Source organism: Achromobacter xylosoxidans (genome assembly GCF_014490035.1).
Classification (GTDB): Bacteria; Pseudomonadota; Gammaproteobacteria; order Burkholderiales; family Burkholderiaceae_B; genus Achromobacter; species Achromobacter bronchisepticus_A.
This window is the reverse complement of the sequence record NZ_CP061008.1, coordinates 6,347,656-6,374,260: the sequence shown is the minus strand read 5'-3', so window position 1 is coordinate 6,374,260 and position 26,605 is coordinate 6,347,656. Positions and strand designations below refer to the sequence as shown.

The following is a 26,605-nucleotide window of genomic DNA, read 5'->3' as shown; positions in this document are numbered from 1 at the left end:
CGATTCTTTGAACGTCCGTTCCATTCTTCTTTTCACGTCCCATGCGCCTAGTCTTTGCCGGCACGCCGGAATTCGCCCGTATCGCTTTTGACGCCCTGCGCGCCGCAGGCCATGAGATCCCGCTGGTCATGACCCAGCCCGACCGGCCTGCCGGGCGCGGGCTGAAGCTGACGCCCAGCCCCGTGAAGCAGGCGGCGCTGGACGCCGGCATCGAGGTCGCCCAGCCGCGCAGCCTGCGCCTGGACGGCCGCTATCCCGAAGAGGCCGGCGAGGCCCGGGCGCTGCTTGAGCGTGTGGCCCCCGACGTGATGGTGGTGGCCGCCTATGGCCTGATCCTGCCGCAATGGGTGCTGGACCTGCCGCGCCTGGGCTGCCTGAACATCCATGCCAGCCTGCTGCCGCGCTGGCGCGGCGCCGCGCCCATCCAGCGCGCCATCGAGGCCGGCGACGCGCAGACTGGCGTGACCATCATGCAAATGGATCAGGGCCTGGATACGGGTGACATGCTGCTTGAACGCGTCGTGCCCATCGGCGGCGACACCACGGCGGCCGAACTGCACGATGCGTTGGCGCTGGCGGGCGGCGAGGCGATCGTCGCGGCGCTGGATGCGCTGGCTCAAGGTGGACTGACGCCGCGCAAGCAGCCCGAGGCCGGTGTGACCTACGCCGCCAAGCTCGACAAGGCCGAGGGCGCGCTGGATTGCACGCAGCCAGCGGAACTGCTGGCGCGCCGCGTGCGCGCCTTCAATCCCGTGCCGGGCGCCAGCATCCGCCTGCCCGGCCTGGCAGACCCGGTGAAGGTGTGGCGCGCGCAGGCGCTGGATCAGGCCACGACGGCTGCGCCCGGCAGCGTGCTGCGGGCCGATGTCTCAGGCATCGACATCGCCACCGGCAACGGCGTGCTGCGCCTGCTGGAATTGCAGAAGGCGGGCGGCAAGCGCCAGCCCGTGGACGTGTTCGCGCGCGGCTGGCAGCCGGCCTGACAACACCGGGGCCGAGCCGCCCCGGAACTCGCTTTCAATACAAGGTGCTGGCCACGCGGGCGGGTAGATCGCGGTCGTAGGTGACGCCGTCGAAGGTGCCTGCCGTCAGGTCCGACAGGATGCGGCCGGCGCTGGGCAAGGCGCTGCGCGGCACCTGGGTAGCGGGATCCCACAGCTTGGAGCGCAGCAGGGCGCGCGAACACTGGAAATACACGGTGTGCACGTCGACGACGAGCACCGAGCGCGGCAGCCTGCCGTCCATCTCGAAGCGGGCGAGCAGGGCGGGGTCCACGCTGATGCGCGCCGCGCCGTTGACGCGCAGGGTTTCGCCCACGCCAGGCACGAGGAACAGCAACGCGACCCGCGGGTCGGCCAGGATGTTGCGCAAGCTGTCGATGCGATTGTTGCCGCGGCGGTCCGGCAGCAGCAGCGTCTTTTCGTCCTCCACCACTACAAAGCCCGCGGGGTCGCCGCGCGGCGAGGCGTCCAGGCCATCGGGACCCGCGGTCGCCAGCATCGCGAACGGCGCGGTTTCGATGAAGGCGCGGTAGTGCGGATGCACATGGTCCACTTCCTTTTTGATCGAGGCTTCGCCAGGCGAGCCGTACAGCGCTTGCAGGGCGTCCGCGTCAGTAACCAGGTGGGCGGGGTCGATATGCATGGCAGTGAGGTCCCAGGTTCAGGCCAGCGCGGCTGGCAGGTCGGCAACGGTCAAGAACAGCTCGTCGGGGCCGCGTTCGCGCAGCGCCTCGACATGGTTATAGCCCCAGGCGACGGAGCCCACGCGCACACCCGCCTTGCGGGCGGCGTCGATGTCGCGCATTTCGTCGCCCACCAGCAGAAAGCGCTCGGGGGCGGTGCCGTGCTGCTTGAGCAGGCGGTCGATCTTGGCGGACTTGCCGAACAGGTCGGTGCCGCATTCGTAGTTGTCGAACAGGGCGGCGGTTTCCGCGCCCAGCACGCGCTGCACGTTCTCGATGGAGTTCGAGCTGACCACCGCCAGCCGCAGCCCGCCCGCCTTCAGGCGCGCCAGCGCGTCGGGAATGCCGTCGAACAGGTGCACGCTGGGGTCGATTTCCTGCATCAGCGTGCGCACATGGGCCATGATGGCGGGCAGCTTCCACAGCGGGATGCCGAGAAACTTGAGGATCTCGGCGGCATCGCGATGGCGCAGCTGGTCGCGTTCGGAGGCGTCGATCTTGCGGAAGCCATATTTGTCGGCCACCGTATTCAGGATGGAGTTGAACCATGGCATGGTGTCCGCCAGGGTTCCATCAAAATCAAAAGCAGCGATGTCGTATTTCAAGTCGCGGATCTCTAGAGCCTGTTGATGCTGAAATGGCCGTGTACCGACCCTAGGCGCCGTTCGGATGCAGCAGATAGTGCACGACGGGAGCCAGGCCTTCGAGCGGCGGCGCGCCGGCCACGACGCGGGCGGCGCTGGCCCAGGGATAGTCCAGGCCCAGCAGCCATCCGAACACCGCTTCGGTGTCGTGCGCGGGCAGCGTCACCATGGTTTCGATGGTGATGACGAGGTTGCTGGCGCGATAGGGCTCGGGCTGGAATTCCCAGTCATAGCGGCCACAGCCCACGCGGACGTTGCCCGTGGCCTTTTCCGTCATGCCCACGATCCAGTCGCACTGATAGTCGGGCAGGCGCGCGCCAGCCTCGGGCCGCGCCAGGTAGAACGTGTAGACGTTGTCGTAGGTCTGGCCGAACTTGCGCACCAGCGTATCGGTGATGGCGGCCAGGCCGTGCGACTCGGGCGGAAAGGCGATGGCCTGCGTGCGCAAGGCCATCTTCAGCACGGCGTCCGGCGCGAACGCGCGCGCCATGTAGTGCGGGCGGTTCTCGTCCTTGGCGTGAAAGTAGTCGCGCAGGACGGATTCGGTACTGGCGGGAGTCAACGCATGGGTGGGCATTGCGGGGCTTCCGTTGTGGTCTGGTGAATGGATGGCCTCAGGCCTTGATCTGTTCGAACCACTTCGAGACATTGGGCGGTTCGTACATGGCGTAGCGGTCCAGCAGCAAAGCAGGGTCCTCTTCCACCACCAGCATGTCGCGATGCTGGGGGCGGATGAATTCTTCCTCGACCGCGTGGTCCACGAACTGGACCAGCGCGTCGTAGTAGCCGGCAATGTTCAACAGGCCGCAGGGCTTCTGGTGCATGTTCAGCTGGGCCCAGGTCCAGACTTCGAAGAACTCTTCCAGCGTGCCCGCGCCGCCTGGCAGCGCGATGAAGCCGTCGGCCTTTTCCATCATCATGGCCTTGCGCTCGTGCATGCTCTGCACCAGGTGCAGTTCGGTCAGGCCGCGGTGCGCCTGTTCCTTCTTCATCAGCAGTTCCGGGATCACGCCGATCACGCGGCCGCCGGCGGCCAACACCTCATTGGCCACCACGCCCATGATGCCCACGACCGAGCCGCCGTACACCAGTCCCAGATCGCGCCGCACCAGTTCGCGGGCCAGCACGCGGGCCTGCTCGATGTAATCCGGCCGGGCGCCCGGGTTCGAGCCGCAATACACGCAAATGTTCTTCAGAGTCATAGATCTTCGGGTGATGCCTATCCCGTTACAGATTGCGTCACGGGTTTTCGGGAAGCCCATAGTTTACGCAAGGTTCGAAAACCGGTTTCGCCGGGCAATTTTGGGGGGCGCAGGCAATGTTTGGACACAGCATGTTCGGCCACGATCGGTAGACTGGGTTGTACGGAGAGACTGGAAGCCCAGTGTCGCAGTGCTTTCACTTAACCAAGAGGAGCCACGATATGGAACAAGCAACCCGTACCCACGCGCAGGCGAGCCGCCCGTTCGACATGGACGTGAAGGCCATACGCGCCAAGGCGCGCAAGGACATCGAGTCCGGCGCCGTGACCGACACTTATCGCGCCGACCGCCAGACCGTGTTGAAGCTGCTGAATGAAGCGTTGGCTACCGAGATCGTCTGTGTGCTGCGCTACAAGCGCCATTACTTCATGGCCCGCGGACTGAACGCCGAGCCCGTGGCCGCGGAATTCGCCGAGCACGCCACGCAGGAACAGGACCATGCCGACCGGCTCTCGGAACGCATCGTGCAGCTGGGCGGCGAGCCCGACCTGTCGCCCAAGGGTCTGTTGGAGCGCAGCCATTCTGAGTACGTCGAAGGCACCTCGCTGGAGGACATGATCAAGGAGAACCTGATCGCCGAGCGCATCGCCATCGACAGCTACCGCCAGATGATCGAGTACATCGGCGAACAGGACACCACCACGCGCCGCCTGCTGGAGGAAATCCTGGCGGTGGAGGAAGAGCACGCCGACGACATGTCGGACTTCCTGGCCAAGCGCTAGCGGGCGCGGCGCGCCGCCCGGGCATCGTGGCGGCGCGCGGCCGTGTCCAGCGCCGCATGATGGGTCTCGGCCCACCGGTCCAGCGCGATCAGGGCCACGTTCAGGGACTGGCCCAGTTCGCTCAGCCGGTAGTTCACGTGAGGCGGCACGGTGCCCAGGTCCTCGCGCAGCACCAGGCCGTGGCGCTCCAGTTCCTTGAGCGTCTGCGTCATGACCTTTTGCGAAATCCCGTCCAGCCTGCGCAGCAGCTCGTTGTTGCGCATGGGGCCATGCTCCAGCGCAGGCAGGATCAGCGGCACCCATTTGCCGGCGATCAGTTCCAGGGCGCGGCGCGACGGACAGGCGGCGTCGAACACGTCGCCCGCGGGCGTGGAGGCGGATGGCTTTTTCATAGTTACCAAAAGGTGCGTACTTGTCGTGCGGTAACTATAGTCTCTAAGCTAGCCGTTCCCTAGTCCTGGCAGGAGGCCGCAATGGCCTGGTTGATTCTGGTCGCCGCGAGCGCGGTGGAAATCGTGATGGCCCTGGCCTTGAAGTATGCCGATGGCTGGACGCGTTTGTGGCCCAGCGTGATCGGTATCGCGGCCGCGCTGGGCAGCGTGTTCTTGCTGACCTTGGCTATGAAGCAACTGCCCGCAGGCACTGCCTATGCCATCTGGACCGGCATCGGGTCCGTGGGCATCACCGTGCTGGGGATCATGCTGTTCGGGGATTCGCCGTCCGCCGCCCGCCTGCTGTGCATTGCGATGATCGTGGGCGGGGTGGCTGGGCTCAAGCTGCTGGAAGCTTGAGCCCAGCACGCGGCGGGCGCCGCGCGCGGGACCGGGCTCAGATCGCGTCGGCCCAGAGGTCGTATTCGTCGGAATCGGTGACGCGCACGCGCACCAGGTCGCCCGCCTTCAGGGGCTTGTCCGAGCTGACGTAGACGCAGCCGTCGATCTCCGGCGCGTCGGCGCTGCTGCGGCCCACGGCGCCGTCTTCGTCCACTTCGTCGATCAGCACGTCGATCTCGCGGCCCACCTTCCTGGCCAGGCGGGCGCTGGAGATCGATTGCTGCAGCTCCATGAAGCGTTCCCAACGTTCCTGCTTGACCTCGTCCGGCACCGGATTGTCCAGCAGGTTCGCGGGTGCGCCTTCCACCGGCGAATACTGGAAACAGCCCACGCGGTCCAGCTGCGCTTCCTGCATCCAGTCCAGCAGGTACTGGAAGTCTTCCTCGGTTTCCCCGGGGAAGCCGACAATGAAGGTCGAGCGTATCGTCAGATCCGGGCAGATCTCGCGCCAGCGCTTGATGCGGGCCAGGGTCTTGTCCTCGAAGGCCGGGCGCTTCATGGCCTTCAGGATGCGCGGGCTGGCGTGCTGGAACGGAATGTCCAGGTAGGGCAGGATCTTGCCCTCGGCCATCAGCGGAATGACTTCGTCCACGTGCGGGTACGGATACACGTAGTGCAGGCGCGTCCACACGCCCATCTCGGACAAGGCCATACAGAGTTCGGTCATGCGGGTCTTTACCGGACGGCCGTTCCAGAAACCGCTGCGGTACTTCATGTCCACGCCATAGGCGCTGGTGTCTTGCGAGATCACCAGCAATTCCTTCACGCCCGCCTTGACCAGGCGCTCGGCTTCGCTCAGCACGTCACCCACCGGCCGGCTGACCAGGTCGCCGCGCATCGACGGGATGATGCAGAAGCTGCAGCGGTGATTACAGCCTTCCGAGATCTTCAGATAGGCGTAGTGGCGCGGCGTGAGCTTGATGCCTTGCGGCGGCACCAGGTCCAGATAGGGGTTGTGGTCCTTCTTGGGCGGCGCGGCCTGGTGCACCGCGCGCACCACCTCTTCGTATTGCTGCGGGCCGGTCACGGCCAGCACGCTGGGGTGCACGTCGCGGATCACCGATTCCTCGACGCCCATGCAGCCGGTCACGATGACCTTGCCGTTCTCGGCCAGGGCTTCGCCGATGGCCTCCAGCGATTCCGCCTTGGCGCTGTCGATGAAGCCGCAGGTATTGACCACGACCACGTCGGCATCGTTGTACTCGGGCGTGACGACGTACCCTTCGGTCCGCAGCTGGGTCAGGATGCGTTCGGAGTCGACCAGGGCTTTGGGACAGCCCAGGGATACGAAGCCCACGCGCGGGGTTCGGCCGTCGGCGTTGGCCGCGGCGATAGTGTCGGCCAGGGCGGAGGTGGCGGACGCGTTCGCGTCAGCGCTGTTGGCCTTGCCGGGGCCCTTGCCAGGCCGGGAGGTTTCGAGGATTTCCAATGTCGTTCACCAAAAAAACGCGCGGCAAGCGTGTCGCGCGGCGGATGTGTTTTTCATGTCGGGCGAGGCCGGGGCGGCTGGCCTCAAGATTCAGCGTGTTCGTTGGCGGGCCACGGGGGCAGCTCTCGCAGGGTCTCGGGGTGCAGCATTGCTACCTGTAGCAGGGTCTTTGCCGCACCCGAGGGGGTGCGCCGTCCTTGCTCCCAATCTTGCAGCGTGCGCACGCTCACGCCCAGCAGCTCAGCGAAATCCGTTTGCGGCAGGCCCACGCGATTGCGTGCTTCGCTGATATGCGACGCCTGCCACGGTGCGCTGCGCGCCGTCGGGGCAGCATTCTTCATGGCTCTTCAAAAGTCGGGCGCCTGTGCGGCGTCCCAGGGGGTCATGCCGTCGCACCATGATTGGGGGCGAAGGCGAATTTTTAATTATACGGCATTGCCGTAGGCCAGGTGCGGCAGGGCCGAGACTTGATGGACCATGGCGCACCTCCTTGCCCGGCGGTGGACACCTTCACTCTGCGAGAAGGTCAAGTCGATCGCGAATGCTGACTGCTCCAATACACATCTGACAAGCCCAGCCGCCGGTTCGCGTCGCGAGCCAGCACGAACATCAGATCCGAAAGCCGGTTGAGGTACTGGCGCACCGTCGGGTTGAGACTGCCGGTGCGCGCCAGCGCCACTACCGCGCGTTCGGCGCGGCGGCAGACGGTGCGGGCCATGTGGAATTGCGCCGATGCGCGCGAGCCGCCGGGCAGAATGAATTCCTTCAGGGGCGGCAGGGCGGCGTTATAGTGCGCCAGGCGGCGGTCCAGATGGGCGATCTGTGCCTCGTCCAGCGCGCGATGCCCGGGGATGCAGAGCTCGGCGCCCATGTCGAACAGGTCGTTCTGGATGACGTGCAGATCCGCCGCGACGTCGTCGGGCAGATTTTCGGCAAGCAATACGCCGATGACGCTATTCAGTTCGTCCACATCGCCCAAGGCGGCGATGCGAGGGGCGTCCTTGGGCGTGCGCGAGCCGTCGCCCAGTCCGGTGGTGCCGTCATCGCCGGTGCGGGTGGCGATGACGGATAAGCGGTTGGCCATGGTTTCCTTCCTGGGTCGGGCCGCGCGCGGCGCGCGCAAGCGTCTGACGGGGCCGCGCCCCTTGTCTTAGATGGAACGTCCGCCGTCGACCGGGACTTCGACGCCGGTCAGGAAGCGCGCTTCGGCGCTGGCCAGGAATACGGCCACGTTCGCCACGTCGTCGGGATCGCACATCCGGCCCAGCGGTATCGTCGACACGAAGCGGGCCCGGTTTTCGGCATTGTCGGCCACGCCCATGAAGTCGTTGAGCAGCCCAGTGGGCGCCATGACCGGCGAAATGAGATTGACGCGGATGCCGTCCGAGGCGAGTTCGGCGGCCATCGACTTGGTCATGACCCTGACCGCGCCCTTCGAACTGTTGTACCAAGTCAGGCCGGGACGCGGCCGGATGGCGCCCACCGAGCCTACATTGATGATCACGCCGTCCTTCTTCTCCCGCATCAGGGGAATGACCGCCTGTGCCATGAGATAGATCGACTTCACGTTGACCGCGAAAACGCGGTCGAAGGTCGCTTCGTCCACATCCAGCATGGGCTGGTTGCGGTGCGTGGTGCCGGCGTTGTTGATCACCACGTCGGGCGCGCCGAAACGTGCCACGCAATGGCGCACCATAGCCTGCACCTGGTCGCCGTTGCTGACGTCGCAGGCGACGGCGCTGCCGTTTTCGCCAAGCTCCTTGGCGACCCGCTGGGCGGCTTCGAGATTGAGGTCGGCGAGGACGACCTTGGCGTTTGCCTTTGCATAGGCGCGGGCGATGGCGGCACCGAAGCCGCTGCCCGCTCCCGTGACGATCGCGATCTTGTTGCTCAATCCGGACATGATGGCATTCCTTATGCGTAGTGTTGAACAATGGTCTTGGTCGTACTCATTTCTTCCAGGGCGACAAACCCCTTTTCGCGGCCGTAGCCGCTTTTCTTGACGCCGCCGAAGGGCAGTTCCACGCCGCCGCCCGCGCCGTAGCAATTGATGAATACCTGGCCGCTGGCGATACGCTGCGCCAAGCGGGACTGGCGGCTGCCGTTCTCCGTCCAGACGCCCGCGACCAGGCCGTAGTCCGTCGCATTGGCCAGCCGGACGGCGTCGTCCTCGTCGCTGAACGGCATGACTGAAAGCACCGGGCCAAAGACTTCCTGGCAGGCCAGGCGGTGTTCACGGGGGACCGGGCCGAACAAGGCCGGCTTGACGAAGTACCCGCCGGCGGGCAGGTCTGGCGCCAGGTTGCCTTGCGCAAGCATCGGCACGCCCATGGCGGTAGCCTCGGCGATGAAGGCCTGCACCTTGTCGCGTTGCCGCGCGTTGATCAGCGGACCGCAGTCCAGATCCATCTGCGGCGTGCCGGCCTTCAGCTCGGCGTAGCGGGTCGCGATGATATCGACGAAGCGGTCATGAATGCTCTGTTGCACCAACAGGCGGCTGCCGGCGGAGCAGGTCTGGCCCGCGTTCTGGACGATGGCCCGGACGATGATGGGCGCGGCCTTCGCCAGGTCCGCGTCGTCGAATACGATTTGCGGCGATTTTCCGCCCAGTTCCAACACGCAGGGCACATGGTTGCGCGCGGTGGCTTGCTGGACCTGGATGCCGACTTCCGGGGACCCGGTGAAGGTCGCGAAGTTGATGCCGGGGTGCGCGGTCAGCGCCGCGCCGGCTTCCGCGCCATAGCCCGTCACGATGTTGAGCGCGCCAGGCGGAAGGCCGGCTTGCAGCGCCAGCTCGCCCAGCTTCAGGACGGTCAGGCAGGCATCCTCGGAGGGTTTGACCACCGCCGCGTTGCCCATGGCCAAGGCCGGCGCCAGCGTGCGTCCCATCATTTGCGCGGGATAGTTCCAGGGAATGATGTGGGCCGTGACGCCATGCGGAATGCGGACCACGCTGACGTTGTAGCCGGACAGGTAAGGAATGGTCTGCCCGTGTACCTTGTCGGCCGCGCCGCCGTAGAACTCGAAGTAGCGGGCCACGGCCCCGGCGTCCGCGCGCGCCACGGACATGGGCTTGCCGGTGTCGCGCGCTTCCAGGTCGGCCAGTTCTTCGCCATGGTCCAGGATGAGTTGGCCCAGGCGTTGCAGGATCCGGCCGCGTTCGGTCGCCGTCATGCTGCCCCAGGCGCCTTCCACCGCCCGCCGCGCCGCCGCGACCGCCAGGTCCACGTCCGCCGCCCGGCCGCGCGCGATCCGCGTGAAGGCCTCCCCGCTGCAGGGATCGATGACATCTATTGTTTCGCCGTCGAGCGCATCGACCCACCGGCCGTCGATCAACAATTTGTTCACGCGCCGCTCCTTGATGTTGAGACGGCGGCAGCGGCCTCGAAGGCGCTGCCGCCCGCAGCCGCACGCCGTCAGGCTTGCGAACGGATGCCTTCGGGCTCGACTTCGCTCATGAACTTGGGATCGTTGTAGTGGTACAGATCGTCCAGGTAGGGCACGAAGAAGTCGTAGAAGGAGCGGGAGTCGTACTTGGCCTTTTCGCCCGGTTTGACACAGGCCGGGATGGGGCCGACGTTGGCGTCGTCGTCGGGGTAGAAGAAGAACGTGAGCGCGTAGCGCTTCATCGGCGGATTGACCACGCGGTGCGGGGTGGCGATGAAGCGGTCATTGGACAGGCGGTTGAGGACCTGGCCGGTGTTCACGATCAGCGCGTCCTTGACGTAGGTCACGTTGAGCCATTCCTTGGAAGGCGTCATGACCTGCAGGCCCGGCACCGGCGTCATCGGCAGCAGCGTCAGGAAGCTGCCGTCGGAGTGCGGGGCCAGGGCGTACTGGCCTTCCTCCATGCGTTCTTCCGGATGGTAGTAAGCGCAGCGCTGGTAGTACTCGGGTGCCTTGAACATGTCGTTGAAATACTCGGCCGGGAGATCCAGCGCCCGCGCATAGATCGGCAGCAGCTTGGTCGCGAGCGCCTCCATGGAGGTCTGGTAGGTGAACAGCGTCTTGCGGAATTCTGGCAGGCTTTCGGGCCATTGGTTCAGGCCGCGGTGCCGCACATTGGCGACGACCTTGGGATCGTCGGCCGTGCGGTTGCGCATGAAGAGCCACGCGGCATTGGTGTCCTTCTTGGTATTGAGCGCGATCTTCTCTTTGATGGCGGTCGATTGCAGGATCGATGCCTTGGGCGGCAGATAGCCCTGGTGGTGGAAGCCGACCCGGTGCCTGAGCTTTTCTTCCATCGGGATCTCGAAGAGCTGGGCGGTCTGGCGGAATGATTCGTCGATGAGTTCCTGCGGAATGCCATGGTTGACGATGGCGAAGAAGCCCAGGTTTTCCTGGATCCAACGCACGTCGGCCGCCAACTGTTCGAGCGCGCCGGGTTCGCCGGCCAGATAGGGGCCGACGTCGAGAATTGGCAGGCCCTTACCGCTTTCGATGGCTTGCCTGACGTTTTCCGAAGCGCTTACCTGATTCACTGAAGTAGTCATGATCCATGTCTCCTTGATGTATTGGTAGTTACCAAACCACTCTGGTCTTCAAACACTCGGACGGCGTTTTCATCAGTTCCAGAACTTGCACTTGGATTCCGCCTTGGAGGCAAACGCCTGCTCTCCGGGAATCATCTGCACCTGCTTGTAATAGTCCCAAGGCCCCTTGGATTCGGCCGGGCTCTTGATCTCCATGAGCCGCAGATCGTGGACCATGCGGCCGTCCTCCCGGATGTAGCCGTTTTGCGTGTACATGTCGTTGATTTTCTCTTTCCGCATCTGCGCCATCACGTCCTCGGCCTGGCTGGTGGCCGCGTGCTGGACAGCCTGCAGATAGTGCAGCGTGGCCGAGTAGCTGGCTGCCTGCATGCTGGTGGGCATCTTGTTCATCTTCTGCTGGAAGCGGGCGGCCCAGGCGCGCGATTTATCGTCCGAGTCCCAGTACCAGGCTTCGGTCAGGTTGATGCCGCGGGTCTGCTCCAGCCCCAGCGCATGCACGTCGGTGATGAACAGCATCAAACCCGCCAGTTTCATCGACGAAGACAGGCCGAACTCGCTCGCGGCCTTGACGGAGTTGATGGTGTCGGCGCCGCCGTTGGCCAGTCCCAGGACTTGCGCGCCCGAGGCTTTGGCCTGCAACAGGAAGGACGAGAAATCGGGGGTGGACAGGGGATGGCGCACGCTGCCCAGCACGCTGCCGCCATTGGCCTTGACGACCTCCGTGGTCTCTTTCTCCAGCGACTTGCCGAAGGCGTAGTCGACGGTCAGGAAGTACCAGGTCTTGCCGCCTTGCCGCGTCATGGCGGTGCCGGTGCCGCGGGCCAGGGCCACCGTGTCATAGAGGTAGTGGACCGTGTACGGCGAGCATTCCTCGTTGGTCAGCTGGGCGGCGACGCCGCCCGTGACGATGACGATCTTCTTTTTTTCCGCCGCGACCGTGGCGATGGCCAGGCTGGTGCCCGAGCTGGGGCCGCTGATGATCATGTCCACCCCTTGGGTGTCGAACCAGCCGCGCGCCGCGGTCGCCGCGACGTCGGGCTTGGCCGAATGATTGGACGTGACGACCTCGATCTTCTTGCCGTGGACCTGGCCGCCGAAATCGGCAATGGCCATCCTGACCGCCTCGGTGATGCCGGCGCCGCCCATGTCCGAATAGATGCCCGACATGTCGGCCAGCACGCCGATCTTGATGACGTCGCCGCTTGCCAGGGCCCAGGCGGGGGCACAGGACGCGAGGCAGAACAGGGACGCCATGACGCGGCGGCCTGGCGACGGAAGCTTGCGCAACGAACAGCGATAGGAAGAAGTTCTCATGCCTGTCTCCTGGGGTTCGGTTCCGCCGGCGTTGTGCCGCCGGTCGGCTGGTCCGTCGCGCCGCGGCGCAGCGCCAGGACCTTCTGCAACTGCGTCGGGTCCGCCAAATTGCTTGCTACCGCAAGGCAGTAATCCCACAGCGTCTCGTCGACGTTGGCGCCCAGCTGTACCGCGTTCGCCAGCCGCAGGACGGCCAGGCGGTCATGCTTGAATCTCACACTGCGTTGCAACAGCGATTGCGCGGCCGAACGCGCGTCCTGCCGCTGCGCGGTCGATGCCTGGGCATGCGCTCCCAGGCGCTGCGTCTTCTTCAACGACCGGATCAGCGCGCGCGACATGGATCAATCCACTTGCGCGCCGGAGGCGCGCACCACTTCGCCCCACTTCAGGGCATCGACCCGCAGGATCTCCGCGAACTCATCCGGCTGCGTGATGTAGGGTTCGGCGCCCTGCGCTGCGAAGCTGGCCGCGACTTCCGGCGTGCGCAGGATGTCGTTCACGTCGCTATTGATCTTTTGGATCAACGCGGGGGGCGTGCGTCCGGGGGCCATGAGGCCGAACCACGGATTGACGTCGAAGTCCTTGAACCCGGCCTGCGCGATGGTTGGAATGCTGTCGAATGCGGCGGCGGGGCGCGCGCTGGTGACGGCAATCGGATAAAGGGTGGCACTCTTGAGGGCGCCGATGACGGAGGGCAGGCTGGTGAACACCACCTGGATCCGTCCTCCCATCAAGTCCTGCAGCGCCGGCGCCGCGCCCCGGTAGGGAATGTGCGTGAGCTTGACGCCGGTGGCGGCGTTGAACATCTCCCCCAGCAGGTGATTGACGGAGCCATTGCCGGCCGAGCCGTAGGTGATGTGCGACGTGCGCGCGGCAGCCACGACCGCGGCAACGGTCTTGAACGGCGAGTCCGCCCGGGTCACCATCACGAAGGGCAGGGTGGCCAGCGTGGCGACCGGCGCGAAATCCCGGACAGGATCAAAGGAAAGCTTGCGGTACAGCGCGCCGTTGATGGCTTGGGTGCCGACGTAGCTCATCAGCAGGGTGTAGCCGTCGGGCGCGGCGCGCACGACCAGTTCCATACCCACATTGCCGCCCGCGCCGGCGTGGTTTTCCACCACTACTGGTTGGCCCCATTTGGCCGTGAGCTTCTGGCCGATGATGCGGGCCAGCACATCGGAGGCGCCGCCCGGCGTCTGCGGGACGATGATCCTGACAGGCTTGTCTGGAAATGCGGCGTCCGCGCCCGCAGCCGGCGCGGCGATGCAGACGGCGGTCAACAGCGATGCGAACAGGCGTGTGAGCATGACGGGTCCCCGGGGGTCAAGAATCGAGCGTGGCGCCGGCTGCGGCGAGTATCCGGCTCATCTGCTGGCGTAGTGGGGCGTCGAACAAGCCATCGTCCGCGTGCGAGATGGCATGTGCGATGCGCATTTCGAGCATGCGCCGCAGCCGGTAGCGCAGCCGCTCGGCGCGCAGGCGCTGGCGCCGTGCCGGGTCGGTGGCGCGCCAGGCTTGATGCCGGTCTATGGCTTCCGATAGCGCCCGGATCGAGTCCGGTTGCGTGGACGAGGCCAGCAGCACCGGCGCGCGCCACGCTCCCTCCGGTTGCCGGTTCACAGCGGCGATGCGCTGTATGTCGGTGGCCATTCTTTTCGCGCCCGGCAGGTCCGCCTTGTTCACGACGTAGATGTCGGCCATTTCCATGATGCCGGCCTTCATGGCCTGGACCATGTCGCCGCTTTCGGGCAGCAGGACCAGCACCAGCGTGTCGACTTGCGCACGGGCTGCATACTCGGCCTGGCCGATGCCGACCGTCTCCAGAAGCACTTCGTCGAAACCGAACTCGTCCATGATGTCGAGCATCTCGGGCAGGTTGTCGGCCAGCCCGTCGCAAGTGCGGCGCGAACCCAGCGAGCGGATGTACAAGTCGCCGATGCCGGCCAGGTCGTCCATGCGCACGCGGTCGCCCAGGATGGCGCCGCCGCTCTTCGGGCTGCTCGGATCGACGGCCAGCACGCCCAGCCGTCCCTGCGGCGCGCGTTCCAGCGCCAGGTGTCCGACCAGGGTGCTCTTGCCGGCGCCGGGAGCTCCTGTGATGCCGATCCGCCGGGCGGCGTGCGACGTCGCGTCGCGCAGCGCGAAGCGCGCAACTTCAGCAGCGTCGGCGTTGGCCATGCGCGTGAGCGCGCGGCTCAGCGCCCAGCGGTCCAGGGGCGGGGCGCTCATGTCCTGACCCTGCCCAGCACTTCGTCGCCGTGCTCGTCCAGCAGCGGGGGCAAGCCATAGGCGGGGGCATACCCCTGGAAGCGGATCGGGCTGGCCACGGCCTGCAGCGGCAGGCGGCCATCGCCCAGTGCCACGACCAGTTCGCGGGCAGCGGTGATGTCGCTGGAAAGCGCCGCATTCAAGGTGCCGACCTCGGCCACCACCACGCCCAGCGGGCTCAGGCGGCGCACCCACGCGCTGGCGGGCGCCTGGCGCAGCACTTGCGCGATGGCGGCGATGACCTCGGCCCTGTGCTTGCGGCGTCCCGCCATGGTGGCGAACTTCGGGTCCGCGATCCATTCGGGGCGACCGATCTCGCCGCAGAAGGTCTGCCAGAATTTGTCGTGGGTGATGAACAGCGTGAGCCAGCCGTTCGCCGTCGCGAAAATCTGCGCCGGCACTACATAGGGGTGCGAGGAGTCCGCCAGGCGCTCTATGGTTTCGCCCGCGTTCAGCGCCGCGCCTGCCAGGTAGTTGAGCTGCGAGAGCATGACGTCGTACATCGCCACGTCGACCTGGCCGCCCTGGCCCTGCACGATCTTGGCCAGCAGTCCTACCGCGGCCACCAGGCCGGCGGAGTTGTCGACCGCCGAATAGCCGGCCTTGGTGGGCGGCGCGTCGGGGTCGCCGGTCAACGCCATGACGCCCGTCATCGCCTGGATGACATAGTCGTAGGCGGGATTGTCCGCGTAGGGGCCGTCCAGTCCATAACCGGTCAACGCCACGCAGACCAGCCGTTCGTTCCAGCGCCGCAGCGCGTCGTAGGTGAGGCCGAGCTTGCGGATGGCCGAAGGCCGCAGGTTGGTCACCAGCGCGTGCGAGGTTTCGACGATGCGCCCCAGCGCCGCGCGACCCTCGTCGCCGGCCAGGTCGAGCACCACGCTCTTCTTGTTGCGGTTCAGGCTGGCGAAGTAGGCGTTGTGCGGGCCCACGAAATGGGGGCTGACGCTGCGACCGATATCGCCTTCGGGCGTTTCGATCTTGATGACCTCGGCGCCCATGTCGGCCAGCATCAGGCCGCAATAGGGGCCGGCCAGCATGTGGCCGACTTCGACGATCCGGATCCCCGCGAGCGGCGCGTTCATGACAGGCTCTGCGCCAGGGCCCGGACCATGTCGTCCAGCGGCATGTCTGCGGTGAAGATCGCCGCCACGCCCAGTTCTTTCAGGTAGGGCCAGTCTTCGGCGGGAATGGTGCCGCCCACGAAGACCTTCACGCCGTGCGCCCGCAGTTCACGCAGCTGCGCCATGACCTCGGCGACCAGCTCTCGGTGGCTGCCGGACAGGATGCTCAGGCCGACCGCGTCCACGCCTTCGTCCACCGCGACCTGCGCGATCTGCAGCGGGCTGCGGCGCAGGCCGGTGTAGATGACTTCCGCGCCTGCGTTGCGCAGTGTCAGCGCGACGATCTTGGCGCCGATATCGTGGCCGTCCAGGCCGGGCTTGCCGATCAGGATACGCTTGGCCGCCAGGGCGGCAGAGGTCTGTTGGGCGCTCATAGATTCACCGGCTCCTTGAATTCGCCCCACTTTTCCTTCAGGCGCTCCACCATTTCGCCCACGGTGGCGTAGGCGTGGCAGCACTCCACGAGGTAGGGCATGATGTTCTCGTTGTCCTTGGCGGCCACGGCGGAAAGCCGGGACAGCGCGCGGTCGACCTCGGATTGGCGGCGCGTGTCCAGTACCCGTTGGTACTTTTCGAGCGCGCGCTCGGCCACGGTCGGATCCAGCTTGAAGACCTCGCCGACCTTGATCTCTTCGTCCGCCTTCCTGAAGTAGTTCTGGCCGATGATCGCGTTGTGGCCGGAATCGGTGTTGAGTTTGCGCTCCAGGCCGCGCTCGGCCAGGCGCAGCTGGATCCAGCCATCCTCGATGGCTGGAATCACGCCGCCGTAGGCGTCGATTTCGTCCATCACCTTGGTGATTTGCGCTTCCATCCGGTCGGTGTGCTGCTCCAGGAAATAGCTGCCGCCCAAGGGGTCGACCGTGCGGCCTATGCCGCTCTCGAAAGCAATGATCTGTTGCGTGCGCACGGCCAGCTCGGCCGAGAATTCGGTGGGGATCTGGAACGCCTCGTCGAAGGCGCAGGTGAAGATGGATTGCGCGCCGCCCAGCACGGCAGCCATGGTTTCCACCGCCACGCGCACGACGTTGTTGTAGGGCTGGGGCGCCACCAGTGAGGACCCGCCGCACACCACGCCGAAGCGGAAGTGCTGCGCTTTCGGGTCCTTCACGCCGTAGCGTTCCTTCATCAGGCGGGCCCAGAGCCTGCGGCCGGCGCGGAACTTGGCGATCTCGTCGAAGAAGTCCATGTGGACGTAAAAGAAGAACGACAGGCGCTTGGCGAACTTCTCGACGTCTCCGCCGCGCGCGCGCAGCTCCTCCACGTAGGCCAGGCCATTGGCCAAGGTGTAGGCCATTTCCTCGGCCGCCGTGGAACCGGCGTCGCGCACGTGCGCGCCTGCGATGCTGATGGGATTGAAGCGCGGGGAGACCTCGTTGGAATACAGGATCGAATCCGCGATCAGCCGCATCGAAGGGCGCACCGGGAAGATCCAGGTGCCACGCGCCACGTACTCTTTGAGGATGTCGTTCTGGATGGTGCCGGTGAGCTTTTCGCGCGGAACGTTCTGCTTGTCCGCCACGGCCAGATACATGGCGTAGATGATGGCGGCCGTGCCGTTGATCGTGAACGAGGTCGAGATCTTCGACAGGTCCAGGTCCTTGAACAGGATCTCGGCCTCGCTCAGGTTGGAGAGCGATACCCCCACCTTGCCGATCTCCGGACGCGCCATCGGGTGTACCGGATCCAGGCCGCACTGCGTGGGCAGGTCCAGCGCGACGGACAGGCCGGTCTGCCCTTTTTCCAGCAAGAACTTGTAGCGTTCGTTGGATTCTTCCGCGGTGCCGAAGCCGGAGTACTGGCGTATGGTCCAGAGGCGGCCTTGATAGCCGTCGGGAAAGATCCCCCGCGTGTAGGGATACTCGCCGGGCGCGCCGATGCGGGCGGGATCGACCGCGTCCGCGCCGACGCTGGTGGGGACTTCGATGCCGCTGGGGCTGGTGGAACTCAGTTGCGGTTCCATGTCGCGCGGTTCGCGATTCTGGTCGGCGCTCATTTGGCACTCCTCGCAAGAAACGCGTCGGACGCGCGCCAGTGATCCTCATGCAGCCAGGTGCCGATCGCGTGCTGCCGTTCGACGGCGCGGCGCGCCTCGTACGATGCGCCTTGGCGCCAGGCCGCGGTTTGCGCCTTGATGGCCCGCAGTACCTGCGGCGCGCAGAGTCGCAGCGGCTTGAGGAAGGCCTGCATGTCCGCGCCCGCTGGCCCGTCGGAGCCGATGGCGTCGGCCAGGCCCCAGTCCAACGCCAGCGGCGCGTCTATCAGTTCGCCGCGGCTCATCATGCGCATGGCGCGGGCGCCGCCGGCCAATTGGCACAGATCGACGCCGCCGCCCCACACGGACGAGATGGCCAGACGCGCCTGGATGAAGCCGATGTGCGCGTGGCTGGCCAGCATGCGCATGTCGCAGGCCAGGGCCAGCTCGGCGCCGCCGCCGATCGCGTCGCCGTTCAGGTAGGCCAGCACCGGTACAGGGCAGTTGCGCACTGCGTCCAGCGCGGCGCGGGATTGTTCGGCCATGTCGATGGCTGCGGCTTCTTCGCGCACGTCGGCCAGTTCCACCAGATCGCCGCCCGCCGCGAAGAACCGGTCGCCGGCGCCGGTCAGCACGACGAAGCGCGTATCCTTGCGCGCGCCCAACGCCAGCACTGCCTGGCCGAGTTCGGTGAGCACCGTGCGGGCAAGCGCGTTGTGCTTGTGCGGCCGCTCGATGGTGACCCACACTTCGCCGCCTGCGCGCTCCTCTACCGCGATGTCCTTGTTCGTCTGCACGCTTTCTGATCTCCGTCGAGGTGTATTGCGTGCTGAGGATGGTATGAAGCAAAATATTCGGGAACAAGGACAGTTGTTCGGTATTACGAACAAAATCCTGCGGCAAATCGGGAACGGAACGGATTTATCGGATTTATTCAGCGGGCTGAATTTCGGCTATCCCACTTTCCATGAAGGAAGCGCCATGTCTGGAGTCACGGTGACCGGCGTCGAGCGTGTGCTTGACGTCTTTGAAGCGTTTCAGGCCAACGAACGGCCTTTATCGCTGACCGACCTGGCCGAGGCGGCCGGCATTCCCAAGAGCACCTGCCATGCCATCGTTTCGACGCTGACGGCGCGCGGCTACCTGTACACGCTGAACCGTCCGCGCACGCTGTATCCCACCAAACGCATGTATGACGTGACGAGCGACATCCTGGCCAAAGACCCGTTCATCGAGCACGTCACCCAGGTCCTGGAGCGGCTGCGCGATTCCACGCGCGAAACCGTGATCCTGGGCAAGCGCCTGGGCGAATCGGCGATCTACCTGCAGGTCATCGAGGGGCTGCACTCCATCCGCTATTCGGCCAAGCCCGGGGAGTTCAAGCCGCTGCATTCGAGTTCCATCGGCAAGGCCTTCCTGGGCACCCTGAAGGAGCGCGAGCTGCGCGCATGGCTGGAAGACCAGCAACTCGCCGCGATCACGCCGGAGACCAAGACGGAGCATGCGGCGCTGATCCAGGACATTCTGGAAAGCCGCAAGAACGGCTATTTCGTGACCCGGGGCGAGAACGTCTACGACGTGTGGGCAGTCGCGACGACGCTTACCATCAACAACGAGACGCTGGCCGTGGCGGTTGCCGGACCCAAGCACCGCATGGAGGGCAACGTGGCCGAGTGCGCCAAGCTGCTGGTGGCGACCTGCAGCTTTTTGTCGCGACAGCTGGGGCGGGCCTAGCGGGCGGCCTCGCCGCGGGGAAAACCGCTCAAGGCGCGCTGCGCCGGTACAAGGCCAGCGTCCCCGCCAGCCCAATCAGCAGCCCCCCGCAGACGCGGTTCAGCCAGCGCAGGCCGGCGCCCTGGAAGGCGCGCACCATCTGGGCGCCCAGCGCGGCATAGGCCAGCATCACGGCGATGTTCATCAGCGCCATGACCCCGGCCAGCACGGCGTATTGCGCCAGCAGAGGGGCGGCCGGATTGATGAACTGGGGCAGGAAGGCGGACATGAACAGCAGCGCCTTGGGGTTGGTCAGCGCCACCGCGAAGCTGCGCAGGCCTAGTGCCAGGCCGGCCGGACGCCGGGCGTCCGCCTGGGCGGCAGGCATGACCAGCGCCGCGTCCGAGCGCAGCATCTTCCAGCCCAGATAGGCCAGATAGGCCGCGCCCACCCATTTGATGAGCTGGAAGGCGATTTCGGACGCCGCCAGCACCACGCCCAGGCCCGACGCCACCGCGCCGATCAGGACCAGGTCGGCCAGTACCGCGCCGGCCATGCCCCAGCAGGCCGCGCGCACGCCGTGGCGCGAACCGTTGCTCATGGCGAGCAGGACGGTGGGGCCTGGCGTGATGATGGTGACGGCCGAGGCCAGGATGAAGAGCAGCAGGGTGGCGAGGGTCATGAGGGGCTCCGTGGCTGGGGCCAGTGTGCCGTGACGGCCGCCATTCGTCCAGGTCCGGCTACCATAGCGGTCTTATCTCCTGAATTTGCATCATGTCCACGCGTTCCGACTCCCCCAATCTGGCCCCTCCGCTGTCCTCCGTCCTGCTTTCCAGCGCGGAGGTGGTCGAGGGCGTGCTGGACGGCCGCTCCCTGACGGACGCGCTGGCCGGCGTGGAATCGTCCTTGCGGCCCGCCACGCAGGCCGTGTCGTTCCATGCGATGCGCTATCTGGGCTGGGCCGACGCCGTGGGCCGCGAGATGGTGCAGCGCTATCCCAGCGTGCTGTTCGAATCGCTGCTGCTGGTGTCGCTGACCCTGCTGAAGGAAGAGGGCGACGCCGCGGCAGCCCTGCCGGGCATGCCGGTCTACGCGGCGCACACGGTGGTGGATCAGGCCGTGACGGCGGCCTCCCGCAGCCGCGCCCTGGCTTCCTATAAGGGCATGCTCAACGCCTGCCTGCGCCGTTTCCTGCGCGAGCGCGCGGCGCTCGAGGCTGCCGTGGCGGATAGCCCCGAGGCCCAATGGAACCACCCCGGCTGGTGGGTCAAGCAGCTGAGCGTGGCTTACCCGCGCGAGTGGCGCGAGATCCTGGCCGCGGCCAACCTGCCAGCGCCGCTGACGCTGCGCGTCAACCGCCGCCGCGCCAGCCGCGAACAGGTGTTGGCCGCCTTCCAGGCCGTGGGCCTGGCGGCCGAGCCCGTGGGCCAGTCCGGCCTGGTGCTAGCCACGCCCAAGCCGGTGGCGCAATTGCCCGGTTTTGCCGAGGGCTGGTGGTCGGTGCAGGACGCCGGCGCGCAGCTGGCGGCCGAGCTGCTGGCGCCCGCCGATGGCATGCGGGTGCTGGACGCCTGCTCGGCACCCGGCGGCAAGACCGCCCACCTGCTGGAGCTGGCCGATATCGACCTGCTGGCGCTGGATGCCGATGCCGACCGGTTGGCCCGCGTCGGGCAGAACCTGGACCGGCTGGGCCTGGCAAGCGACCGTGTCCAATTGAAAGCGGCGGATGCGGCGGACCTGGACGCCTGGTGGGACGGCAAGCCGTTCGACGCGGTGCTGGCCGACGTGCCCTGCACGGCCTCGGGCATCGTGCGCCGCCATCCTGATATCCGCTGGCTGCGGCGCGAGAACGACGTGCGCCGCACGGCCACCCTGCAGGCCAGCATCCTGGACGCGCTCTGGCGCACGGTGGCGCCCGGCGGGCGGCTGCTCTACGTGACCTGCTCGATCTTCCCGATCGAGGGCACGCGCCAGGCGCTGGAGTTCATGCAGCGCCATCCGGAGGCGCAGCGGCTGGACGCGCCCGGCCAATTGCTGCCAGTTGCGGTCGATGCAACACCTGCGGCGCAGCGCGACGGGTTTTTCTACGCCTTGTTTGCCAAGCAGTCCTGAATCGCCAAGAATAGGGGGCATGACGTAGTTCCGGTGCCGTATGTCCATTATTCCGCGCTTAATTCTCGGGTTGTTGCTCGCATCTGCCTTGCTTTCTCTTGTGCCGGGCGGGCAGGCGCATGGGGCCGAACCCAAAGTCACCGAAGTTCGCCCGGCGGTGCGCGACGGCAAATTGGAAATCGACGCGGACATCGAGTTCGAACTGAACCAGCAACTGCGGGACGCGGCCCAGCGCGGTGTTCCGCTCTACCTAACTGCTGATCTCAACATCAACCGCGAACGCTGGTGGTGGTTCGACAAGTCCCTGGTCGATACATCCCGCACCTGGCGCATCATCTACAACGCCCTGACCCGGCAATGGCGGGTCGGCGTGGGCGAACTGACCTTCCCGGTCGCCTCGCTGGATGACGCCATGGGGGTCATCCGGCACATCCGCAACTGGCCGGTGGCGGACGCTGGCGACTTTGACGCGGGCGTGCTGTACGGCGGCCAGTTGCGCCTGCGCCTGGATACGTCGCTGTTGCCGCGGCCCTTCCAGGTCAACGCCCTGAATAGCAGCTCCTGGGTACAGTCGACGCCGTGGATGGACTTCACGTTCGTGCTCAGCGACAAGGAGAAAGACCCGTCATGAGGCTTGTGCTTCGGCTGGCCCTGATGGTTGGCGCCGCAAGCGGCCTGGCATTGCTGGGGCTGCTGGCGTGGTCCACCGGCAATGCCTCGCGCTTTGCGCGCTACTACGACACGCTGCTGGTGCTGAACGGCATTTTCGCGCTGGCGCTCTTCATCTGGGTGGTGGCGCTGACCGTGAGGCTGGCGCGGCAGATCCGCCGGCGTCAGTTCGGCGCGCGGCTGACGGCCCGCTTTTCCCTGGCGTTCGCGCTGATCGGCGTGGTGCCCGGCGCCCTGATCTACACCGTGTCGGTGCAGTTCATGTCGCGCTCGATCGAATCCTGGTTCAACGTGCGCGTGGACACGGCGCTGGAGGCGGGCCTGAACCTGGGCCGGGCCGCGCTGGACTCGCTGCTGGCCGACCTGGACGCGCGCGCGCGCTCCATGGCCATGGAACTGAACCGCAGCTCCGACAGCGGCGTGACGCTTGCCTTGACGCGGCTGCGCGAGGCCAACGGCGTGCAGGAAGCCATGGTCTTCACCGGCAGCGGGCGCATGATCGCGTTCTCCACCAGCCAGTACGGGCAACTGCTGCCGGCGACGCCGCCGTCCACCGTCATGAACCAATTGCGGCTGGCGCGCGGCTATTCCGCCGCCGAGGCCGATGACCCCGTGACTCCCGGCGCCGAAGGCGGGCTGCATCTGCGGGTGGTGATCCCGCTGACGGGCCCCGACCGCTACGACAATCTGTTGGGGGCGGCGTCCGAACCGCGCTGGCTGCAGCTGCTGCAGCCGGTGCCCGAGCAGATCGCCCATAACGCCAATCTGGTGCAGCAGGGTTTTCGCGACTACCAGGAGCTGGCGCTGTCGCGGCTGGGCCTGCGCAAGCTGTATGGCATCACCCTGACCCTGGCCTTGCTGCTGGCGGCCTTCGGCGCCATCGCGGTGGCGCTATCGCTGTCCAAACGGCTGGTGCGCCCGCTGCTCAGCCTGGCGGGCGGCACGCAGGCCGTGGGCGTGGGCGACTACCGGCCTTTGCCCGAGCCGCCCGAGCGCGACGAAGTCGGCCAGCTCACGCGTTCCTTCAATGCCATGACGCGCCAGCTCGACGAGGCCCGCCGCATGGTCGAGAGCAACCGGCAACAGCTGGAACGCTCCAATGTCTATCTGGAAAGCGTGCTGTCGAACCTGTCCTCCGGGGTGCTGGTGTTCGACGAATCGTTCCGCGTCACCACCGTCAACCAGGGCGCCCAGACCATCCTGGGCGCGGATCTGCGCTCGGTGATCGGCCGGCCGCTGGAGACGGTGGCCGGCATGCTGGAGTTCGCCAACATCGTGCGGCAGGCTTTTTCCGCCCACGCCGCGGTGGGTTCCGAGCGCCAGCACTGGCAGCAGCAATTCGAGATCGCCCCGGGCCAGGACGACGCGCCCGCTGGCGCGCAGCCCCTGACCCTGCTGGCGCGCGGCACGCATCTGCGCGTGGATGGGCGCGGCAACGGCTATCTGGTGGTGTTTGACGACATCACCGAAGTGATCTCGGCCAACCGGACCGTGGCCTGGGGCGAGGTCGCCCGCCGGCTGGCGCACGAGATCAAGAACCCGCTGACGCCGATCCAGCTGTCGGCCGAGCGCCTGGCGATGAAGCTGGAGGGCAAGCTGCCGCCCGCCGAGGCCCAGATCGTGGAAAGGTCCACCAATACCATCGTCAACCAGGTGGCATCGCTCAAGCAGATGGTGGACGATTTCCGCGAGTATGCCCGCACGCCGCCGGCCGTGATGCAGCGCATCGACTTCAACGCCCTGGTGGCGGACGTGCTGTCGCTGTACGGCTGGGAGCCCGAAGGCGGTGCGTCACGCCTGGCCGAAAAGGCCTTGAATCTGGACGTGACGCTGGCGCCGGACCTGCCGCTCATCGAGGGCGATCCCACCCAGTTGCGCCAGGTGATCCACAACCTGATGTCCAATGCCCGCGACGCGATCGCCGAGCAGGGCGGGCAAGGGCGGGTCAGCGTGACCACGCAGCTCATGCGCAGCGAGCAGCCCGACCGGGCGGCGCATCAGGCGCTCAGATTCACGGTCGCCGATACGGGCCCGGGCTTTCCTCCCCAGGTCATGCAGCGCGCGTTCGAGCCCTACGTCACCACCAAGTCCCACGGGACTGGGTTAGGATTGGCAATCGTACGCAAGATCGTGGAAGAACACGGCGGGCGTATCGACCTTGCGAACCGCAAGGAAGGGGGCGCGCGGATCTCCATATTGTTGACCCGGCTGGCTTCCGAGGCCGATACTATGGACGCGACCGCGCAAGAAAAGGATAATGCGGCTACGCAATAGGTGGATGCTTTATGGCCAGAATTCTGGTGGTTGACGACGAAGTCGGTATACGCGAGCTTTTGTCGGAAATCCTATACGACGAAGGACACACGGTCGAGCTGGCTGAAAACGCGGCGCAAGCGCGCGCCGCACGCTTGCGCATGCGTCCTGACCTGGTGTTGCTGGACATCTGGATGCCGGACACGGACGGCGTCAGCCTGCTCAAGGAATGGGGCTCGCAAGGTCTGTTGGACATGCCCGTGATCATGATGAGCGGCCATGCCACCATCGACACGGCAGTCGAGGCCACGCGCATCGGCGCCATGGACTTCCTTGAAAAACCGATCACGCTGCAGCGTCTGCTGAAGACCGTCGCCGCCGGCCTGGCGCGCGGGCGCGCGCCGCATCCGGCGCCTGCCGCCGCGCATCCGGCCGTCGCCAGCGCCGCGGTGGCGCTGGAAGACGAGCTCGATCCCCCGGTCGCCGCCGCCGCGCCGGCCAACGAAGTTCCGGTCACGTCCAACGGCCAACTCGGCAGCATTTCGCTGGACCAGCCGCTGCGCGAGGCGCGCGACGAATTCGAGCGCATCTATTTTGAATACCACCTGGTCCGCGAAAGCCACAGCATGACCCGCGTGTCGGAACGCACGGGGCTGGAACGCACCCACCTGTACCGCAAGCTCAAGCAATTGGGCATCGAGTCCGCCCGCAAGCGGAGCTCATGAAGATCCTGATCATGGGCGCTGGTCGCGTAGGCACCAGCGTGGCCGAGAACCTGGTGTCCGAAGAGAACGACATCACGGTGATCGACTCGGATCCTGTCCAGCTCCAATACCTGCAAGAACACTTCGACCTGCGTGTCGTCCATGGCGACGGCTCGCAGGTATCGGTGCTGGAGGCCGCCGGCGCCGCCGACACCGACCTGCTGATCGCCTGTGCGGCCTCGGATTCGGCCAATATGGTGGCCTGCAAGATCGCGCGCCAGCTGTTCAACATTCCCCGCCGCATCGCCCGCATCCGCTCGGTCGAGTTCGCCGAGCACCCGGAACTCATGAGCGAAGAGGGCTTCTGCATCGACGCCCTGATCAGCCCCGAGCGCAGCGTCACCACCTATCTGCACAGCCTGATCGAGTTCCCCGAGGCTTTGCAGGTGGTGGAGTTCGCCGAAGGCCGGGTCAGCGTCGTGACCGTGCGGGTCGGGGCGGGCAGCCCGATGGCCCATTCGCCGGTCGACAAGCTGCGCGACGTCTGGCCCGACGTGAAAGCGCGCGTGATCGACGTGCTGCGCGGCGGCCGGCCGCTGCGGGCTGGCAGCGGCACCGTCATCGCCCCGGGCGACGAGGTGGTGCTGGTGGTCGACTCGCGCGATGCGCGCCGCGCCGTGCGGCAGCTGCGCGAGGCCGAGCGCGCCGTGCGCCGCGTGATGATCGCGGGCGGCGGCAATATCGGCCTGCGCCTGGCGCGCCAGCTGGCCGAGGAAAAATACAGCGTCCGCATCATCGAGCGCGACCAGAAGCGCTGCGAATACCTGGCGACCCAGCTGCCCGACAGCGTGCTGGTGCTGCACGGCAGCGGCACCGACGAAGCGCTGCTGGAACGCGAGAACATCGAGGACATGGACACCTGGCTGGCGCTGACCAGCGACGACGAGGACAACATCATGTCCTCGCTGCTGGCCAAGCGCCTGGGCGCGCGCAAGGTGATTGCGCTGATCAACCGCCAGGCCTACGGCGAACTGATGCAGGGCAGCCATATCGACATCGCGGTGTCGCCGTCCCAGGCCACCATGAGCGAACTCCTGCGGCACGTGCGCCGCGGCGACGTGGCCGCCGTGCACCGGCTGCGCCAAGGCGTGGCGGAAGCGCTGGAGGCCATCGCCCACGGCGACCGCTCCACCTCCAAGGTGGTGGGGCGCGCGGTCGGGCAGATCAGCCTGCCCAAGGGCGCCAGCATCGGCGCCCTGGTGCGGGAAGACGAAATCATCCTGCCGGACGCCGACACCGTGATCGAATCCGACGACCACGTCATCGTTTTCGTGCCCTCGCGCCGGCAGATGCCGCGCGTGGAAAAGCTGTTCCAAGTCTCGGCGTCGTTCTTCTGATGCGCGCCGCCT

Annotated in this window: 29 protein-coding genes; 9 read left to right on the top strand and 20 right to left on the bottom strand. The window is 66.4% G+C overall.

All coding sequences use genetic code 11. The features are described from left to right. Nucleotides 1-41 precede the first annotated feature (41 nt). A complete protein-coding gene (gene fmt, locus IAG39_RS29585) occupies nucleotides 42-983 on the top strand; it encodes a methionyl-tRNA formyltransferase (protein ID WP_059378248.1) in 942 nt (313 codons plus the stop codon). A gap of 34 nt (nucleotides 984-1,017) precedes the next feature. On the opposite strand, the gene IAG39_RS29580 is transcribed toward fmt, so the two are convergent. From IAG39_RS29580 to IAG39_RS29565, 4 genes are read right to left on the bottom strand one after another with little or no spacing between them, the layout of a single operon-like run. Then, nucleotides 1,018-1,644 carry a pyridoxamine 5'-phosphate oxidase family protein gene (locus IAG39_RS29580; RefSeq protein ID WP_118933584.1) on the bottom strand — a complete coding sequence of 209 codons (627 nt, stop codon included), beginning with the start codon at nucleotides 1,642-1,644 and terminating at the stop codon, nucleotides 1,018-1,020. Between the two features lie 18 nt (nucleotides 1,645-1,662). Next, nucleotides 1,663-2,289 (bottom strand): HAD hydrolase-like protein, encoded by a 627-nt coding sequence (locus IAG39_RS29575; RefSeq protein WP_059378241.1) that lies wholly within the window; start codon nucleotides 2,287-2,289, stop codon nucleotides 1,663-1,665. 49 nt (nucleotides 2,290-2,338) lie between these two features. Further along, entirely contained in the window at nucleotides 2,339-2,905 is a 567-nt protein-coding gene (locus tag IAG39_RS29570; protein WP_118933583.1) for a hypothetical protein, read from the bottom strand. A gap of 37 nt (nucleotides 2,906-2,942) precedes the next feature. After that, entirely contained in the window at nucleotides 2,943-3,530 is a 588-nt protein-coding gene (locus IAG39_RS29565; RefSeq protein WP_059378237.1) for a TIGR00730 family Rossman fold protein, read from the bottom strand. A gap of 221 nt (nucleotides 3,531-3,751) precedes the next feature. Between IAG39_RS29565 and IAG39_RS29560 the strand changes: the two genes are divergently transcribed. Then, nucleotides 3,752-4,312 carry a bacterioferritin gene (locus IAG39_RS29560; protein ID WP_059378234.1) on the top strand — a complete coding sequence of 187 codons (561 nt, stop codon included), beginning with the start codon at nucleotides 3,752-3,754 and terminating at the stop codon, nucleotides 4,310-4,312. Here the strand turns inward: IAG39_RS29560 and IAG39_RS29555 are convergent. Beyond that, nucleotides 4,309-4,704: a winged helix-turn-helix transcriptional regulator gene (locus tag IAG39_RS29555; RefSeq protein WP_118933582.1), complete on the bottom strand. Its 396-nt coding sequence runs from the start codon at nucleotides 4,702-4,704 to the stop codon at nucleotides 4,309-4,311. The genes IAG39_RS29560 and IAG39_RS29555 overlap by 4 nt on opposite strands. An 81-nt stretch (nucleotides 4,705-4,785) precedes the next feature. Between IAG39_RS29555 and IAG39_RS29550 the strand changes: the two genes are divergently transcribed. Next, nucleotides 4,786-5,103 (top strand): DMT family transporter, encoded by a 318-nt coding sequence (locus IAG39_RS29550; RefSeq protein ID WP_059378230.1) that lies wholly within the window; start codon nucleotides 4,786-4,788, stop codon nucleotides 5,101-5,103. A gap of 37 nt (nucleotides 5,104-5,140) precedes the next feature. On the opposite strand, the gene rimO is transcribed toward IAG39_RS29550, so the two are convergent. The 14 genes from rimO to IAG39_RS29480 all read right to left on the bottom strand — a co-directional run bounded on the left by rimO (nucleotide 5,141) and on the right by IAG39_RS29480 (nucleotide 18,542). Then, the gene (gene rimO, locus IAG39_RS29545) at nucleotides 5,141-6,478 is read right to left on the bottom strand and encodes a 30S ribosomal protein S12 methylthiotransferase RimO (RefSeq protein ID WP_059378353.1); all 1,338 of its coding nucleotides are present in this window, start codon (nucleotides 6,476-6,478) and stop codon (nucleotides 5,141-5,143) included. A gap of 179 nt (nucleotides 6,479-6,657) precedes the next feature. Then, the gene (locus IAG39_RS29540) at nucleotides 6,658-6,915 is read right to left on the bottom strand and encodes a helix-turn-helix domain-containing protein (protein WP_059378228.1); all 258 of its coding nucleotides are present in this window, start codon (nucleotides 6,913-6,915) and stop codon (nucleotides 6,658-6,660) included. Between the two features lie 185 nt (nucleotides 6,916-7,100). Then, the gene (locus IAG39_RS29535; RefSeq protein WP_118933581.1) at nucleotides 7,101-7,658 is read right to left on the bottom strand and encodes a cob(I)yrinic acid a,c-diamide adenosyltransferase; all 558 of its coding nucleotides are present in this window, start codon (nucleotides 7,656-7,658) and stop codon (nucleotides 7,101-7,103) included. Nucleotides 7,659-7,724: 66 nt separating this feature from the next. Next, entirely contained in the window at nucleotides 7,725-8,477 is a 753-nt protein-coding gene (locus tag IAG39_RS29530) for an SDR family oxidoreductase (RefSeq protein ID WP_118933580.1), read from the bottom strand. A gap of 11 nt (nucleotides 8,478-8,488) precedes the next feature. Next, nucleotides 8,489-9,922 (bottom strand): aldehyde dehydrogenase family protein, encoded by a 1,434-nt coding sequence (locus IAG39_RS29525; RefSeq protein WP_118933579.1) that lies wholly within the window; start codon nucleotides 9,920-9,922, stop codon nucleotides 8,489-8,491. Nucleotides 9,923-9,990: 68 nt separating this feature from the next. After that, entirely contained in the window at nucleotides 9,991-11,067 is a 1,077-nt protein-coding gene (locus IAG39_RS29520; RefSeq protein WP_118933578.1) for an isopenicillin N synthase family dioxygenase, read from the bottom strand. Nucleotides 11,068-11,139: 72 nt separating this feature from the next. Beyond that, a complete protein-coding gene (locus IAG39_RS29515) occupies nucleotides 11,140-12,381 on the bottom strand; it encodes an ABC transporter substrate-binding protein (protein WP_059378218.1) in 1,242 nt (413 codons plus the stop codon). Beyond that, nucleotides 12,378-12,719 carry a hypothetical protein gene (locus tag IAG39_RS29510; RefSeq protein WP_118933577.1) on the bottom strand — a complete coding sequence of 114 codons (342 nt, stop codon included), beginning with the start codon at nucleotides 12,717-12,719 and terminating at the stop codon, nucleotides 12,378-12,380. Before IAG39_RS29510 ends, IAG39_RS29515 begins: the two co-directional genes overlap by 4 nt. A 3-nt stretch (nucleotides 12,720-12,722) precedes the next feature. Next, nucleotides 12,723-13,688 (bottom strand): Bug family tripartite tricarboxylate transporter substrate binding protein, encoded by a 966-nt coding sequence (locus IAG39_RS29505; protein WP_059378214.1) that lies wholly within the window; start codon nucleotides 13,686-13,688, stop codon nucleotides 12,723-12,725. A gap of 16 nt (nucleotides 13,689-13,704) precedes the next feature. Further along, nucleotides 13,705-14,610 (bottom strand): ArgK/MeaB family GTPase, encoded by a 906-nt coding sequence (locus IAG39_RS29500; protein ID WP_118933576.1) that lies wholly within the window; start codon nucleotides 14,608-14,610, stop codon nucleotides 13,705-13,707. Next, nucleotides 14,607-15,734, bottom strand: coding sequence for a CaiB/BaiF CoA transferase family protein (locus IAG39_RS29495; protein ID WP_059378211.1), 1,128 nt, complete (start codon nucleotides 15,732-15,734; stop codon nucleotides 14,607-14,609). Before IAG39_RS29495 ends, IAG39_RS29500 begins: the two co-directional genes overlap by 4 nt. Next, entirely contained in the window at nucleotides 15,731-16,147 is a 417-nt protein-coding gene (locus tag IAG39_RS29490; RefSeq protein ID WP_118933575.1) for a cobalamin B12-binding domain-containing protein, read from the bottom strand. The genes IAG39_RS29495 and IAG39_RS29490 overlap by 4 nt, the downstream gene beginning before the upstream one ends. After that, nucleotides 16,144-17,766 (bottom strand): methylmalonyl-CoA mutase, encoded by a 1,623-nt coding sequence (locus tag IAG39_RS29485; protein ID WP_118933574.1) that lies wholly within the window; start codon nucleotides 17,764-17,766, stop codon nucleotides 16,144-16,146. Before IAG39_RS29485 ends, IAG39_RS29490 begins: the two co-directional genes overlap by 4 nt. After that, on the bottom strand, nucleotides 17,763-18,542 hold the full coding sequence (locus tag IAG39_RS29480; RefSeq protein WP_118933573.1) for an enoyl-CoA hydratase/isomerase family protein: 780 nt from the start codon (nucleotides 18,540-18,542) through the stop codon (nucleotides 17,763-17,765). The genes IAG39_RS29485 and IAG39_RS29480 overlap by 4 nt, the downstream gene beginning before the upstream one ends. 184 nt (nucleotides 18,543-18,726) lie before the next feature. Here IAG39_RS29480 and IAG39_RS29475 point away from each other — a divergent pair, with 184 nt between their 5' ends. Further along, complete coding sequence (locus IAG39_RS29475) at nucleotides 18,727-19,479, top strand: IclR family transcriptional regulator (RefSeq protein WP_059378207.1); 753 nt, start codon at nucleotides 18,727-18,729, stop codon at nucleotides 19,477-19,479. Nucleotides 19,480-19,507: 28 nt separating this feature from the next. On the opposite strand, the gene IAG39_RS29470 is transcribed toward IAG39_RS29475, so the two are convergent. Further along, nucleotides 19,508-20,140 (bottom strand): LysE family translocator, encoded by a 633-nt coding sequence (locus IAG39_RS29470; protein ID WP_054457734.1) that lies wholly within the window; start codon nucleotides 20,138-20,140, stop codon nucleotides 19,508-19,510. Nucleotides 20,141-20,232: 92 nt separating this feature from the next. On the opposite strand from IAG39_RS29470, the gene rsmB reads away from it, so the two are divergent. Genes rsmB through trkA form a run of 5 tightly spaced genes read left to right on the top strand, consistent with a single transcriptional unit; the run spans nucleotide 20,233 to nucleotide 26,593 of the window. Beyond that, complete coding sequence (gene rsmB / locus IAG39_RS29465) at nucleotides 20,233-21,570, top strand: 16S rRNA (cytosine(967)-C(5))-methyltransferase RsmB (protein ID WP_118933572.1); 1,338 nt, start codon at nucleotides 20,233-20,235, stop codon at nucleotides 21,568-21,570. A 40-nt stretch (nucleotides 21,571-21,610) separates the two neighbouring features. After that, a complete protein-coding gene (locus IAG39_RS29460; RefSeq protein ID WP_118933571.1) occupies nucleotides 21,611-22,201 on the top strand; it encodes a DUF4390 domain-containing protein in 591 nt (196 codons plus the stop codon). Next, a complete protein-coding gene (locus IAG39_RS29455; RefSeq protein WP_059378204.1) occupies nucleotides 22,198-24,513 on the top strand; it encodes a sensor histidine kinase in 2,316 nt (771 codons plus the stop codon). Before IAG39_RS29460 ends, IAG39_RS29455 begins: the two co-directional genes overlap by 4 nt. 11 nt (nucleotides 24,514-24,524) lie before the next feature. Then, nucleotides 24,525-25,217 (top strand): response regulator, encoded by a 693-nt coding sequence (locus IAG39_RS29450; RefSeq protein WP_059378202.1) that lies wholly within the window; start codon nucleotides 24,525-24,527, stop codon nucleotides 25,215-25,217. Continuing rightward, nucleotides 25,214-26,593 (top strand): Trk system potassium transporter TrkA, encoded by a 1,380-nt coding sequence (gene trkA, locus IAG39_RS29445; protein ID WP_059378200.1) that lies wholly within the window; start codon nucleotides 25,214-25,216, stop codon nucleotides 26,591-26,593. Before IAG39_RS29450 ends, trkA begins: the two co-directional genes overlap by 4 nt. Nucleotides 26,594-26,605: the final 12 nt, after the last annotated feature.